This is a genomic window from Halanaerobium saccharolyticum subsp. saccharolyticum DSM 6643 (assembly GCF_000350165.1).
Lineage (GTDB): Bacteria > Bacillota > Halanaerobiia > Halanaerobiales > Halanaerobiaceae > Halanaerobium > Halanaerobium saccharolyticum.
The window spans coordinates 43,882-58,958 of the sequence record NZ_CAUI01000015.1 but is presented as its reverse complement, the minus strand read 5'-3'; the positions used below and the strand labels follow the sequence as shown (position 1 = coordinate 58,958).

The 15,077-nt window shown below is 30.9% G+C and carries 15 protein-coding genes; 14 read left to right on the top strand and 1 reads right to left on the bottom strand.

The features are described 5' to 3' along the window. Window positions 1-28 precede the first annotated feature (28 nt). From HSACCH_RS05555 to HSACCH_RS05500, 12 genes are all read left to right on the top strand, one after another. Window positions 29-1,297: a chloride channel protein gene (locus HSACCH_RS05555; RefSeq protein WP_005488504.1), complete on the top strand. Its 1,269-nt coding sequence runs from the start codon at window positions 29-31 to the stop codon at window positions 1,295-1,297. Between the two features lie 86 nt (window positions 1,298-1,383). Continuing rightward, window positions 1,384-1,548: a rubredoxin gene (rd, locus tag HSACCH_RS05550; protein WP_005488503.1), complete on the top strand. Its 165-nt coding sequence runs from the start codon at window positions 1,384-1,386 to the stop codon at window positions 1,546-1,548. A 116-nt stretch (window positions 1,549-1,664) separates the two neighbouring features. Then, a complete protein-coding gene (locus HSACCH_RS05545; RefSeq protein ID WP_005488502.1) occupies window positions 1,665-2,987 on the top strand; it encodes a TrkH family potassium uptake protein in 1,323 nt (440 codons plus the stop codon). Between the two features lie 35 nt (window positions 2,988-3,022). Continuing rightward, the gene (locus HSACCH_RS05540) at window positions 3,023-3,688 is read left to right on the top strand and encodes a potassium channel family protein (RefSeq protein WP_005488501.1); all 666 of its coding nucleotides are present in this window, start codon (window positions 3,023-3,025) and stop codon (window positions 3,686-3,688) included. 19 nt (window positions 3,689-3,707) lie between these two features. Next, window positions 3,708-5,039, top strand: a complete 1,332-nt coding sequence (miaB, locus tag HSACCH_RS05535; RefSeq protein ID WP_005488500.1) for a tRNA (N6-isopentenyl adenosine(37)-C2)-methylthiotransferase MiaB — start codon at window positions 3,708-3,710, stop codon at window positions 5,037-5,039. A 169-nt stretch (window positions 5,040-5,208) separates the two neighbouring features. After that, on the top strand, window positions 5,209-7,815 hold the full coding sequence (gene mutS, locus HSACCH_RS05530; RefSeq protein ID WP_005488498.1) for a DNA mismatch repair protein MutS: 2,607 nt from the start codon (window positions 5,209-5,211) through the stop codon (window positions 7,813-7,815). Between the two features lies 1 nt (window position 7,816). Beyond that, window positions 7,817-9,733 carry a DNA mismatch repair endonuclease MutL gene (gene mutL, locus HSACCH_RS05525; RefSeq protein ID WP_005488496.1) on the top strand — a complete coding sequence of 639 codons (1,917 nt, stop codon included), beginning with the start codon at window positions 7,817-7,819 and terminating at the stop codon, window positions 9,731-9,733. Then, on the top strand, window positions 9,730-10,701 hold the full coding sequence (gene miaA / locus HSACCH_RS05520; RefSeq protein ID WP_005488495.1) for a tRNA (adenosine(37)-N6)-dimethylallyltransferase MiaA: 972 nt from the start codon (window positions 9,730-9,732) through the stop codon (window positions 10,699-10,701). The genes mutL and miaA overlap by 4 nt, the downstream gene beginning before the upstream one ends. Continuing rightward, window positions 10,661-11,041, top strand: a complete 381-nt coding sequence (locus tag HSACCH_RS05515) for a thioredoxin family protein (RefSeq protein ID WP_005488494.1) — start codon at window positions 10,661-10,663, stop codon at window positions 11,039-11,041. Before miaA ends, HSACCH_RS05515 begins: the two co-directional genes overlap by 41 nt. 96 nt (window positions 11,042-11,137) lie before the next feature. Next, window positions 11,138-11,371, top strand: a complete 234-nt coding sequence (gene hfq / locus HSACCH_RS05510) for an RNA chaperone Hfq (protein ID WP_005488493.1) — start codon at window positions 11,138-11,140, stop codon at window positions 11,369-11,371. Between the two features lie 79 nt (window positions 11,372-11,450). Then, on the top strand, window positions 11,451-12,077 hold the full coding sequence (locus HSACCH_RS05505; protein WP_235043995.1) for a tetratricopeptide repeat protein: 627 nt from the start codon (window positions 11,451-11,453) through the stop codon (window positions 12,075-12,077). 31 nt (window positions 12,078-12,108) lie between these two features. Further along, on the top strand, window positions 12,109-12,741 hold the full coding sequence (locus HSACCH_RS05500; protein ID WP_005488491.1) for a uracil-DNA glycosylase: 633 nt from the start codon (window positions 12,109-12,111) through the stop codon (window positions 12,739-12,741). Window positions 12,742-12,900: 159 nt separating this feature from the next. Here HSACCH_RS05500 and lexA read toward each other — a convergent pair whose 3' ends face one another. Then, window positions 12,901-13,524: a transcriptional repressor LexA gene (gene lexA / locus HSACCH_RS05495; RefSeq protein WP_005488490.1), complete on the bottom strand. Its 624-nt coding sequence runs from the start codon at window positions 13,522-13,524 to the stop codon at window positions 12,901-12,903. A 166-nt stretch (window positions 13,525-13,690) separates the two neighbouring features. Here lexA and yneA point away from each other — a divergent pair, with 166 nt between their 5' ends. Together yneA and HSACCH_RS05485 are read left to right on the top strand one after the other, a co-directional pair. Continuing rightward, the gene (gene yneA, locus HSACCH_RS05490; RefSeq protein WP_005488489.1) at window positions 13,691-14,032 is read left to right on the top strand and encodes a cell division suppressor protein YneA; all 342 of its coding nucleotides are present in this window, start codon (window positions 13,691-13,693) and stop codon (window positions 14,030-14,032) included. A 246-nt stretch (window positions 14,033-14,278) separates the two neighbouring features. After that, window positions 14,279-14,935 carry a YneB family resolvase-like protein gene (locus tag HSACCH_RS05485; protein ID WP_005488488.1) on the top strand — a complete coding sequence of 219 codons (657 nt, stop codon included), beginning with the start codon at window positions 14,279-14,281 and terminating at the stop codon, window positions 14,933-14,935. The last annotated feature ends 142 nt before the right edge of the window (window positions 14,936-15,077 follow it).

Sequence of the window (15,077 nt, the reverse complement as noted above, 5' to 3'; positions counted from 1 at the left end):
TTAAATTATAATTGAAGGTGGTGATAATTTGTCAGCACATAAAGGGTTTAATAATAGATATGCAAAAATATTATTAGCTTTTGTTATCGGACTAATTGTTGGTTTTATAGCTTTAGTCTACAATAATATTTTAGATTATTTTACTTTTTCTTTAATTGATATTGGCATGGAGCTGACAATTTTTAACCGCCTTACATTTTTATTTTTACCAGCAATTGGAGGACTTGTGGTAGGTTTTATTATTAAATATGGAAGTATGTCAGCAAAGGGGCATGGTATTCCAGCTATTTTATCTTCAATTGAAACTAAGGAAAGACACCTGACTTATCGTGATTTATTAACTGAAGGCTTTGCCTCAGCAATTACAATTTCTACTGGAGGTTCTGGTGGTAGAATCGGTCCTATAGTTGAAATTGGAGCAGGTATGGGAGATTTAATTGCCTATAAATTAGATCTTGATCTTTTTGACTATCAGACCTTTTTAGGTTGTGGTGCTGCAGCTGGAATTGCAGGCTTATTTCATGCACCATTAGGTGGAATAATGTTTGTTACGGAAATTTTATTTAATAAAATTGATAAAAATCGTTTGATGATGGTTGCTATTAGTGCTATTTCCGCTGATATGATTATTCGTTGGAGTGGAGAAGATCTTTTTTTAGCACATATAAATTTAGGTCAGGTTGGAAATGTCTATAACTTTATAACTGCAGCTGTAATAGGGCTTTTTGCAGCGTTTTTTGCTGTGGCTTTTATTTATACTCTGCGTAATTTATCCAATATATTTGATAAGTTAAAAATCAATATAATTTTAAAGCCTGCTTTAGGTGGTCTATTATTGGGAATGATCGCATTTAAGATTCCCGAAATAATGGGATCAGGAAATAGAATTATTGTTTCTTTATTTAATCAAAGAGAATATGATCTTAGTTTTTTATTTCTGCTTTTAATTTTTAAGATTTTAGCTACTGGATTAACCCTGGGCTCTGGTGGCTCAGGAGGTATTTTTTCGCCGGCACTTTTTATTGGCAGTTTAACCGGAATTATTATTGGTATTTTATCACATCAGCTTTTACCATTTTTAGCAGGTTCAGCTTCTTTATATGCTTTAATAGGGATGGCTGCTGTTATTAGCGCAGTAATTAGAGCCCCTTTAACTGCAACTTTTATTATACTTGAGTTTACACATAACTACAGCTTAATAATTCCACTTTTAATTGCCTCTTTAATTGCTGAAAGGGCAGCCAGCATGAGCGGTTTAGAGTCAGCTTATTCACCTACTTATTTTGAGCGTCTGTAAATAGTAAAAACTTGACAATTAAGTTAGATATGTTTTATAATTAAGTAGATAAAATCAATACTTAAATTAGAGAGGAGAGACTTAATATGCAGAAGTATCAGTGCACAGTTTGTATGTACATTTATGATCCAGAAGAAGGAGATCCTGTAGGAGGAATTGAGCCAGGAACATCTTTTGAAGATCTTCCAGATGATTGGACCTGCCCTGAATGTGGTGTAGGTAAAGATATGTTCGAACCATATGATGGCTAATAATACTTATATTTAAATATTTTCTAAAAGCTGGGGTCTTATCCCCAGTTTTTATTTTACAATCAAATTTAATTATAGTATAATTACTTCGAATAAGAAATAAGGGCGGGGTAAAAATGAATTTAAAGAAAAAAAACTTAACACCAGCTCAATATTTAGTTAGCGGCTATTTTGTAATTATTATGATTGGGTCTCTGTTATTAATGCTGCCAGCTGCAACAACTGATGGTCAGGGACTAAAGGCTGTAGATGCAGTTTTTACTGCTACCTCGGCAACTTGCGTTACCGGTTTGATTGTAGTAAATACAAAAGAAGCTTTTACAATTTTTGGTTCTACAGTAATTATGCTTTTAATCCAGATTGGTGGACTCGGGATTATGTCGATGTCTACTTTATTTGCTTTTATAGTTGGTAAAAAAATAAGTTTAAAAGAAAGATTAATTATTCAGGAAGATTTAAATCAGTATCAGATCTCTGGAATGGTAAGACTGGTCCAGTACCTTTTAGGTTTTACCTTTGCCATTGAGGGTACTGCAGCTGCAATTTTATTTTTGCGCTTTAGTCAGGATTATCCATTCTGGCGCTCGATATATTTATCAATATTCCATGCTGTTTCTGCTTTTAATAATGCTGGTTTTGATCTTTTTGGAAATAGTCTAGAAAATTTCACTGGAGATATTACAGTTAATTTTGTTATTATGGCTTTAATTATTTTAGGTGGTATAGGTTTTGGAGTAATGATGGAAGCCTATAATAGAATTAAATTCAAAAAAACTACCCTACAGACTAAAATTGTAGTAGTAATGACCTTAGCCTTATTACTTTTTGGATTTTTTGTATTTTTCATTTTAGAATATAATAATACTTTAGCTGGATTACCATTATTAGATAAAACTTTAGGAGCAATGTTTTTATCAGTTACTCCAAGGACCGCTGGCTTTAATACAGTTCCAACCGGGGCTTTAAAGCATTCATCATTATTTTTAATTATTGTTTTAATGTTTATTGGAGCTTCACCTGGTTCAACCGGTGGCGGTATTAAAACAACTACTTTTGGGGTTATTTTAGTGACCATGAAAAATATGATAACTGGTAAAGAAGATATGGAAATATATAATCGAAGATTTGAAAAACAGATTGTCTATAAAGCCTTTACAATTACTATGCTTGCAGCAGGATTAATTATATTAGTTACAACCCTGTTATTAATAATAGAAGATTTTCAATTTATAGATGCTTTATTCGAAACGGTTTCTGCTTTTGGTACTGTTGGATTATCAACTGGAATCACAGGTGAGCTTTCAGATATTAGTAGAGTTTTAATAACTGTTACTATGTTTGCCGGGAGAGTTGGTCCTTTAACTCTGGCAGTTGCAATCGGGGAAAAGCAGCGTAAAGGAACTTATCACTATCCAACAGAAAAAGTTATGGTAGGTTAACTAAATAAAGGTTTATGTGACAGGAGGAAATATAGATGAAACAGTTTGTTGTAATTGGATTAGGGCGTTTTGGTTCAAGTGTTGCGACAACATTAGCTGATAATAATTATGATGTACTAGCAATTGATAAAGATGAAGAAAGAGTACAGTCAATTTCTAACAAAGTAACTCATGCAGTTGAAGCTGATGCAACTGATGAAGAAGCTTTAAAAACTTTAGGAGTTAGAAATTTTGATGTTGCAGTAGTCAGTATTGGAGATAATGTTTCAGCAAATATATTATGTACATTAATTTTAAAAGAACTAGGAGTTCCTTATGTAATAGTTAAGGCTCCAGATACTTTACATGGTAAGGTTTTAACTAAAGTAGGAGCAGATAGAGTTGTTTACCCCGAAAGAGATATGGGGGCTCGAATTGCTCATAATTTAATTTCTTCGAATGTATTAGATTATATAGAATTTGCACCTGAATATGGTGTTATAGAAATTATTGCTACAGATAAAATGATCGGTAAAACTTTAAAAGAACTTGAGTTTAGATCCAAGTTTAATGTTAATGTGATGGCAATTAAAAGAGGGGAAAATTTAAATGTTTCTCCAGGAGCAGGTGACAAGGTTTTAGAAGGCGATAGATTGGTAGTAATGGGTAAAAATGAAAGTCTAGAATCACTGAAAGATTATGATGAAAGTAAAGATTTTTAAGTAATTTAGGAGTGGAATAATGAGTAAAAATAAATATTACAATATAATAACTTACGGCTGTCAGATGAATGAACATGATTCTGAAAGATTAGCAGGTATGCTGGAAGAAATGGGTTATCAGCATACAGAAGAATATAAAAATGCAGATATTATTTTGTTAAATACCTGTATCATTAGAGAAAATGCTGAACTTAAAGTATATGGTAAATTAGGTGAGCTAAAAAGATATAAAAGAGAAAACCCAGATTTAATTATTGGTATTGGTGGCTGTATGATGCAGCAGGATGCACCAGTTGATGAAGTTTATAAAAAATATCGTCATGTTGATCTTATTTTTGGTACCCACAATATTCATCATTTACCAGATTTAATAAGAAAAATTGAAGAAACAAGAGATAGAGTTGTTGAAGTTTGGGATGAGGAAGAAGGACTAATTCCTGACCTGCCTTCTCAACGAGAATCAGAATATTCAGCCTGGATTTCAATCATTCAGGGCTGTGATAACTTCTGTACTTATTGTATAGTTCCTTATGTACGAGGTCGAGAGCGCAGCCGCCCCATAGCTTCTATTGTAAATGAGGCAGAGAGATTAGCCGAAGATGGAGTTAAAGAAATCACTCTTTTAGGTCAAAATGTTAATTCATTTGGTAATGATCTGGATAAAGATATTACTTTTCCAAAATTACTGGAAGAATTAAATAAGGTAGAAAAACTAAAAAGAATTCGTTTTATGACCTCACATCCTCGAGATTTTTCTGATGCTCTTTTAGATAAAATTAAAAATTTAAATAAAGTGGCTAATCATATTCATCTACCGGTTCAATCCGGCAGCAATAAAGTGCTAAAGGAAATGAATCGTGGATATACTCGCGAATACTATATTGAGCGTGTTAAAAATATTCAGGAAGAAATTCCAGGTGCTTCAGTATCAACAGACTTTATAGTTGGTTTTCCTGGTGAAAGTGAAGAAGATTTTCAAAAGACTATTGACTTAGTTAAAGAATTGAAATTTGATATGGCTTATACTTTTATCTATTCTCCCCGCAGTGGTACACCAGCAGCTCGCAGGGATGATCAGATAGATGATGATGTTAAAAAAGAGCGTTTAAACCGCTTAATGGAACTGCAAAATAAAATTAGTTATGATAAAAATCAAAAACTGATAGGAACTACTCAAGAAATTTTAGTAACAGGTCCCAGCAATAATGATCCAGAAGTATATGAAGGCAGAACTTCAACAAATAAAATCTGTTTTATAGATATGAGAGAGGATTTAGTTGGAGAAATAGTTAAAATTAAAGTAGAATCTGCTAAGAGTTGGACCTTAGAAGGAAAAATTATAGAAGAGTAAAGTTTAATCAGATTAAAAGAGAGCTTTTTAGTTAATTAAAACTTTCTTTGGATTTTAAACCTGGAGGATAATTTAATAGATCTTTCAGGTTTTATCTTATTAATTTAAATTTTCAAATTTGATAGTTCAATTTTTATAAAGATGATTTTTTAGATTTGGAGGGATTAATTTGGCAGAGTTAACACCAATGATGCAGCAGTATCATGATTTAAAAAATAAATATCAGGATGCAATGTTATTTTTTCGCCTGGGTGATTTTTACGAAATGTTTGGTGATGATGCTAAAAAAGCAGCAAAAATATTAGATATTGCTCTAACTGCTCGTAATAAGGGTGGTGGAGAAAAGATACCAATGGCAGGAGTACCTTATCATTCTGCTGCTTCATATATCGAAAAATTAATAAAAAGTGGTATCAAAGTTGCAATCTGTGAACAGTTAGAAGATCCATCAGACAGCAGCGGAATTGTAGAAAGAGATGTTATTAGAGTTGTAACTCCTGGTACTGTAATAGAAAATGAAATATTATCAGAAAATGAAAACAACTACCTGGCTGCAGCCTTTAAATTTGGGGATTATTATGGTTTTTCTTATACTGATATTTCAACTGGAGAATTTTACTTAACGGAATTTTCTGCAGCTGATAAAAATAAACTTAAGGATGAAATTAATAGAATTTCTCCTCGAGAAATACTTTTAGATGAAAAAACAGCAGGCTCAAAAGTAATTAAAGAACTGCATAATCAATATAATTTCACTTTAAATATTTTAAAAGATAAAAAGTTTGATCGACTTTATCAAGGATTATTAGATCATTTTAAGCTTAAATCACTTGAAGGCTTTGGTTGTGAAGAAATGAGGGCAGCAGTTTATGCTGCAGGCCAGGTTTTATCTTATTTAGCTGAAACTCAAAAAAGAACAGTTAATCAAATAACAGCTTTAAAGGCCTATCATTTAGAAGACTATATGGTTTTAGACTCAGCAAGCCGCAGAAATTTAGAATTAACTTCAACTATTAGAGATAATCAGCGTTCAGGTTCTCTGCTCTCAATAGTAGATCAAACTGTGACTTCTATGGGAGGCAGAGAAATAAAGAAATGGATTAATCAGCCCTTGATTCAAAAAGAAAATATAGTAAAGAGGCATACTGCTCTTGCAGAAATTATAGATAATTATATGACTTTAGAAAAACTAAGAGATGAGTTAACAGAAATCTATGATTTAGAAAGAATAATGAGCAAAATAACCTATCACTCTGCTAATGCAAGGGATATGATTGCTTTAAGAAATTCTCTGGCTAAATTACCAGCAGTTAAAGAATTATTGACTGAATTTGAAAGCGACTTACTTTTAGAAATGCAGCAGGATTTCGACCTCTTAGAAGATATCCATTCTTTAATTGATAATTCAATCAAAGAAGAACCGCCTACAACTATTACTGAAGGTGGAATAATTAAAAAAGGATATGATTCTAAGCTGGATGAATTAAGAAACTTAGTCAGCAGCGGCAAAGACTGGATTTCGGCTCTGCAGAAAGAAGAAAGAGAAAAAACAGGTATTAATACTTTGAAAGTTGGTTTCAATAAAGTCTTTGGTTATTATTTAGAAGTTACTAATTCTCACACTGATAAAGTTCCTGAACGTTATGAAAGAAAACAGACTTTAAGTAATAGTGAGCGTTATATTATACCGGAGTTAAAAGAAAAGGAATCTGAAGTCTTAGGTGCAGAAGAGAAAATGAACGATCTTGAATATAAATTATTTGTAGAAATCAGAGAAGAAATAGCAGCTGAAGTTGAAAGAATTAATAAAACAGCAGCTATTATAGCTAAAATAGACGTTTTACTATCATTTTCTTATTTAGCTATAGAAAATAATTATAATCGGCCAGAAATTAATGATGGAACAGAAATAAAAATTAAAGATGGGCGCCATCCAGTTGTAGAAAAAATGTTTGCAGAACAGTTTGTACCAAATGATTGTTATTTAAATCAGAGTGATCAGCGTTTTATTATCATTACTGGTCCAAATATGTCTGGTAAATCAACTTATATGCGTCAGGTAGCTCTAATAGTATTAATGGCTCAGATAGGTTCTTATGTACCTGCAGAAGAGGCAGTTATCGGTTTAACAGATAGAATTTTTACTAGAGTTGGTGCTAGTGATGATTTGACCACTGGCCAGAGTACTTTTATGGTAGAAATGAATGAGGTAGCTAATATTGTCAACAATAGTACTGATAAAAGTTTAATCATTTTAGATGAGGTAGGAAGAGGTACAAGCACTTATGATGGAGTCTCTATTGCCTGGTCTGTCAGTGAATACCTCAATAATCCAGAGCGTATTGGTGCGCGAACATTATTTGCAACACACTACCATGAATTAACTAGATTAGAAGATGAATATCAGGGTATAAAAAATTACAATGTATTGGTTAAAGAAGATAGTGATGGGGTACACTTTTTACACCGTATTGTTGAAGGTAGAGCAAATGATAGTTATGGAATAGAAGTTGCCCGATTGGCAGGCTTGCCGGAGGAAATTATAATTAGTGCTCAGAAAATATTAGAGCGGCTTGAAAAAAATAATAAGATGCCAGTTCGCAAACTCGAAAGAACTGTGACTGATGATAAACACCAGCAGCTGCCCTTATTTAATCCAGAAAAAAGTCCGATTTTAAAAAAATTAGATGAACAAGATATTTTAGAGATGACTCCAATGGATGCTATGAACTTTTTATATAATTTAAAAAAGGATTTAAAAGAAGAGGAGAATTAAAATGGGTGTTATAAAACAGCTTCCTCAAAATGTAGCTAATCAGATTTCAGCAGGAGAGGTTATAGAAAGACCGGCCTCAATTGTTAAAGAATTAATTGAGAATTCTATCGACGCTGGAGCTAAAAATATTGAAATAAAAATCGAAGATGGTGGAAGAGATTTAATTAAAGTTAAAGATGATGGTCATGGTATTTTAGCTGATGATATAGAATCTGCTTTTAATCGCTATGCTACCAGTAAAATCGAAAATATTGATGATCTTTATTCTCTTTATAGTCTTGGCTTTAGAGGTGAGGCTTTGGCTAGTATTGCTTCGGTAGCAGAAATAGAGATGATCAGCCGGCATCAAGATAGTGATCAGGCAGTTAAAATTAAATTAAAAGGGGGAGAAATTTTAGATAAAAAACCTGTTGGATCAACAATAGGTACAGAAATTATTGTAAGAGATTTATTTTTTAATACTCCTGCCCGTTACAAATACTTAAAAACTACAACAACTGAGTTTTCTCATATTAGTAAAATAGTTAGTGCAGAAGCAACTGCCAATAGTGATTTAAGTTTTAAACTTTATCATAATGGCCGCCAGATTTTATCAACACCTGGTAATGGCAAGCTTAAGGATACTATTTATGCAGTATACGGCAGTGAAATAGCTGAGAATCTAATTCCTATAGATATTGAGGATAGATACATCAAACTAAGTGGGTATCTCTGCAGACCCGAATTAAGCCGCTCCAGCAGGAGCCATGAGCTCTTTTTTGTTAACGGTAGACCAATTTTTAATAATTTAACTGCTAAAGCAGTAGAAACTGCCTATAATAAATTAATTGATCCAGGCAGAAGACCTATTGTTTTTCTATTTATTAAAGTAAATCCAATTTTAGTTGATGTAAATGTCCATCCGGCTAAGAGAGAAGTTAAATTCTCCCGCAGTCAGATTATCTTTGATGTAATAAAAAAAGCTGTGCGGAATACTCTTAGGGAAAATGACCCTACTACAAGAATTAAATTAAATCAAAGTCAAAATTATGCTAAAGAAAATCAGAAAAATGATGAAGAAGTAGAGAGAGAACAGTTATTTAAAGATAATCATAAAGATAATCAAAAAACTAAAAAAAATAAATCTGAAAGAAATAATTATCATAAATCTTTTTCAAATTCATCTAATAAAAGAGACTATCAAAAAAATATTAATTATGGCAGTAATGCTGATAATAAAAATTATAATTCAAATCAGCAAAATTTAGATCAAAATAATTCAGATTATAAGAAAGATTTTAAGCAGCTAATAAAAGAAAATGAAAATAATGAATACTCATTAGAAAATGTAGAAGCTGAAGAAAGTTATTTCAAATTTTTAGGTCAGATTTTTAACAGTTACCTATTAATTGAAACTGATCAGGGTCTAAAAATTGTCGATCAGCATAATGCACAGGAAAGAATTTTATACGAAAGATTTTATGCTGAATATAATAAAAAAGATAAAGCCTCACAATCACTTCTCTTACCTGTAAAAATAGAACTTTCAGCAGAAGAGAGGGAAGTTGTACGTCAATATGAAGAAGAAATTAAAGAGATTGGCATTGATTTTAGTGATTTTGGTAATAAAACTATTTTAATTCAGGAAGTTCCTGTTTTACTGAAAAATATGTCAACTAGAAATATTATAGAAGAGCTGATAGCAGAACTAGCAGAGGCTGGTAAAACAAAATCGGCAGCTGAAGTACAAAAAAGTATGCTCGAATATTTAGCCTGTAGATCTTCCATTAAAGCAGGACAGCCTTTAACAAAAAAAGAAAGCATCCAGCTGATTAAAGATTTATATAAAACTGAAAATCCATACCGCTGTCCTCACAGTAGGCCAGTTATGATTAATATCAGCCGTGAAGAAATAGAAAAAGGACTTGGTAGAAAATGAGAGATTTAGTTGTTTTAACAGGACCAACAGCAGTTGGTAAAACTGAATTATCGCTTGAATTAGCAGCCCAAATTGAGGCTGAAATAATTTCAGCAGATTCAATGCAAATTTATAAAGAAATGGATATTGGGACTGCAAAAGCTTCTGAAGCAGAAAGAAATGAAATTCAACATCATTTAATTGATTTTTTAAGCCCAGAAGCAGATTATTCTGTATCTCAATTTCAGGATGACTGTGATCAGCTTATTTCTGAAATAAAAGCTAAAGGTAAAATTCCCTTTCTCGTCGGTGGTACACATCTATATTTAAGAGCTGTTTTGGAAGGATTTATGCTGCCTGAAATAGAACCGGATTACGAACTGCGTAATCAATTAGAAAATTTAGCTGAAGCTCAAGGAACAGAAGCAGTACATCGAATTCTTGCTGAAAAAGATACGATAACAGCAGAAAAACTGCATCCAAATGATTTAAGAAGAGTTATTAGGGCTATAGAAATTTATGAACAGACTGGAAAAACAAAAAGTTATTTTAAAAAACAACAAAAACAGCGTCCACCACGTTATTCCGCTTATAAATTTGCTTTAATCAGAAGCAGAGAAAATTTATATCAGAGAATTAATAAAAGAGTGGATCTAATGATGGAAGCAGGTCTTTTAGAAGAAGTTAAGTCTCTTTTAAATAAACATGATAATTTAAGTGATACTGCCCACCAGGCTTTGGGATATAAAGAATTAATATCACATCTTAAAGGTAATATTAGCTTGGAGGAAGCAGTTTATGAGATTAAAAAAAGAAGCAGACATTTTGCTAAAAGACAATTAACCTGGTTGAGAAAAGAAAATGATTTAATTGTTTTTAATATGGAAAAAGAAAGTAAAGATGAGATTTTAAATAACATGCTTAAATTAATAAAAGGAGAAAAAGATTATGAGCAAGAATACAGGAAACGAAAAAAAATTGATTTCTAATGGAGAAGAATTTGACCGTTTACTAGAGGAAAAGGAGGCTTTTTTTGTCTTGTTTTCTAACGATAGCTGTGGTTACTGTCAGATGGCAGAAAATAATATAAATCAAGTTATTGACTCTTTTCCGCAATTAGATCTTTATCAGCTAAAATTAAATGATGCCCCCGAAATTTTTGAACGCTATGGAATCAATTCTGTTCCAGTTTCAAAAGTTTTTAAAGCAGGAGAGGCAGTTTATACTGGTTTTGGAGTTCGTTCACCTAATGATATATATTATCAGCTTAAATCATATTTTGATGGAGGAAACTCGTATTTTCAAGATTTAGCTGATAAAAATAATTAATAATCATTTATTTAATCCATCTTTGCAGGAATTTTCAAAATAATATTGAATTTAATTAATATAGAGCTTTTAAAAATATAAAAGGAGGCTGCAGAGATGAACAACAATAATATTAATTATCAAGATCACATTTTGAAACATGTTCATGAGAAGGATATTGAGGTCATTGTTTATTTTGTAAATGGTTATCAATTAAAGGGCAAAATTACAGCTTATGATAACTTTACAGTCATTTTGAGAAGTGATCAGCGAGACCAGATGATTTATAAACATGCCATTTCTACTATTGCTCCAGTTGAAAAAATTACCGGTCTTCTTGATTTAGATTAATAATATTCAAAATTTTTAAAAACAAGACTATCTTAATTTACAGACAAAGAAAGTTGGTTTATTCTTGAAGAATAAGTTTTTGATTTTAATAATTTTTATAGTATTAATAACAACATTTTCTTTAAATACAGCAGCTGAATCAAAATATAACTGGGATCAATTAATAAAGACAACTAGCGATCAGCTGCAGCAAAATAAAAGTGATATTATTTTAAATTATACACTAGCGGTAGCCTATGCGAATATTGGGGATATCAAGAATGCATATAATATTATAGATGTTTTCGGCAGCAGTGTGAGGCGCAAAGATTTTAACGCTGCTGTTTCTCCATATTTATCAGATTGGCAAAACTATAGGGATCATGATAATTTATTACTTTTAAATTATGCTGCTTTTAAAGAGGTAATAAACAAAGATTATCAAGAAGCTGTATCATTATTTGAGTATATTTTTGAAATTGATCCTAATAATTTGTGGGCTTTAAATCATGCAGCTGCAGCTTTAGTAGAAATAAAAAAATATGATAAGGCTTTAGATTACGCTAACCAAGCCCTATCTATGCAGGAAAATGAATATTCTCATTTGATTAAAGGATATGCTTATTATGAAAATGGGAATTATGTTCGAGCAATATTTGAAGCTGCAAGTGCCAGAAAATTGTTTAAAGCTTTAGCAGATGAAGAATACCAAGATTTTATAGAGTGAAATTTATCTAGTTATAGCTGGGAGGAATTTGATGTTATTTGATCAGGATGGTAATTTTAAAATACAGCAGTTATTTTCTTATCCTAATGATAATTATCAAAAATTAAAAAAAGAAGCATTAAAATGCAGACGCTGTCAGCTGCGCGAAGAAGCTAATGGTGTTGTAATGGGGGAAGGGAATCTTAATAATAAAATTATGCTAATTGGAGAGGGACCTGGAGCAAATGAAGATCGTTTAGGACGTCCCTTTGTTGGTAGAGCTGGTAAATTAATGGATAAAATATTGGCATCTGTTAAATTAAAAAGGGAAGATCTCTATATTACAAATGTGATAAAGTGTCGTCCACCCGGAAACAGAGTACCTCGCCAAAATGAATTTGAGGCCTGTGTTTCAATTTTAAGAGCAGAAATTGAATTAATTAAACCAAAGGTTATTGTTACTTTAGGCTCAACAGCTACCAAATATTTAATTAATCCAGAAGAATCAATTACTAATGTTAGGGGAAAATGGTTTGAAAGAGGAGATATTTTTATACTCCCGACCTTTCACCCTGCCTATTTATTGAGAAATGAAAAGATGAAAAAATACAGCTGGTATGACTTTAAATTAATAAAAAAAGCCGCTGACAGGATAAATGAATTATCCAACAGCGGAAAAATATAAAGTTTTATTAAATGTAATTTTAAAATATCAGAAGCTAATTATTAATGAAGCAAAATAAAAATAAAATAAAAATTTAATTATTATATTTGTAAATTATAAATCCAGCTAAGCATTTATTTGCTTAGTTTTTTTATTTTTTATAGAAATTTAAATTAAAGATTAATCAAACTTTCTAAATAAACCAGTAACTTTACCTAAGATCTTTACATTCTTAGAAATAATAGGTTCATAAGCTGGATTTTCTGGTTGTAGTCTAATGTGGTCTTCCTCTTTGAAAAAACGCTTTACAGTTGCTTCATCATCAAGTAAAGCAATTACAATTTCATTATTTTGAGCATAACTTTGCTTTTCTGCAATTACATAGTCACCATCATGAATTCCTGCCTCAATCATGCTATTTCCACTAACTTTTAGCATAAATAAATCATTATTACCTACCTTTAAATAACTCAAGGGAAGAGGGAAATAGTCTTCAATATTTTCTTCTGCAAGAATAGGTGCCCCTGCTGTAACTTTACCAACCACTGGTATGTTAATCATTTCTTTATCAGTTTTATTATCCTTATCATTATTATATATAACCTCAATAGCCCTAGGTTTAGAAGGATCTCTGCGTAAATAATCAAGTTTTTCTAAAGTTTTTAAATGACTATGAACAGAAGCAGGAGACTTAAGTCCTACCGCCTTTCCAATTTCTCTTACAGAAGGTGGATAACCTTTGGATTTAATTTCATCTATAATAAATTGAAGTATACTTTGTTGTCTTTCAGATAGATTTTCCATAATATTTCCTCCATTCATATTTCTTTTATTATAACATAAATTTCAAAAATAGACAAACAATCGTTCAAACAACCCTTGACAATGAACATACGTACTGCTATAATATAAATACAAACAGTTGTTTAGTACAGATGTTTTTTTAAAAATGAAACAGGAGGGGTTATTTATGAACAATTTAAATACTTATACTATAAATTATCAAGGAGTTAAATCGAAAACTAGGCAGAAAAAGACAACATTTATTAAATTATTTAGTGCTTTAATGGGAATTTTATTTTTAAGTATTTTATTCATTTCACTTTTTTCATTAATTGGTTTTGGAGAAAATAGCAGTAATTTTATTAACCATGAGATTAAAAGTGGAGAATCTCTCTGGTCTATTGCTTCTCAATATTATAATAAAAATAATGTTGATTTAAGAAAAATAATTTTTGAAATTAAAAAGATAAATAATATAGATTCTGCTGTAATTAATCCTGGTAGAGAATTAATTATTCCTTTAGATTAAATAGCAAATTGAAGCTTTATTTTTTGATTATCTTTTAATTAATAGCTAATTAATAAAAATTTAATACAAATATATTTTTTGATATAAAATGATATAATTTGATATAAAATGGTTGTAATTCAGATGATTTATCTGTTTTACAATCATTTTTTTGTTATAGAATGTAAAGCCAAAGAGCCCAAGAAGCTGGAGCTCTTGCTGAATGCAGATATTTTTAGTAAAATATTAATAGAGAGGCTGATAAAAATGAAAAAAACAATAATTTATACTCGAGTTAGTACTCAAAAAGAAAGTCAGAACACTAGTTTAAAAAGACAAAAGGAAGAACTTTTAAGTTATGCTATGGAAAATGAACTTAAAGTTATAAAAACTGTAGAAGAAAAAGAAAGCGGCTTTAATGAGAGCAGGCCAGGAATCATAGAGGTTTTAAATTTAATAAAAAAAAGAAATGTTGAAATTCTTTTGGTACAAGACAGCAGTCGACTAGGCAGGGGTAATGCCAAAATGGCTTTAATCCATCAGGTAGAAAAAATGGGTGCTGAAATACATACATTGGCTGATCAAGGCGCTATTGCTTTAAATGATTTAGAAAAAATGATTTTAGAAATACTAGGTGTGGTTGAAAATTATCAGCAGGAATTAAGAAATCAAAATATCAGTAGAGCTATGAAAAAGAAAATAGCTGAAGATAAATTTAATCCAGCTGCTAATTTAAAAAATACAGATCAAGGTGGTAGGGATCGCAAAGAAGTACCTTTAAAAGAAATTATTAGGTTAAGAAAGTTAGAGCTGACATTTAAGGATATTGCAGCAACTCTTAGAGGTTTAGGCTATGATGTTTCAAAATCAACAGTACATAGACGTTATCAGGAGTATAAAAGAAATAATGAAGTTGTATTATAAGATTAAATTCAAAAATATGAGTTAGATTTAAATAGGATCTATAGACTAGCTTTATTGTTATTTATTTTACTTTTATTCTTGATGAAAATGATATACTTAATATCGAATAAACTTTAAGATTTAAATATACTGCTATAAATAT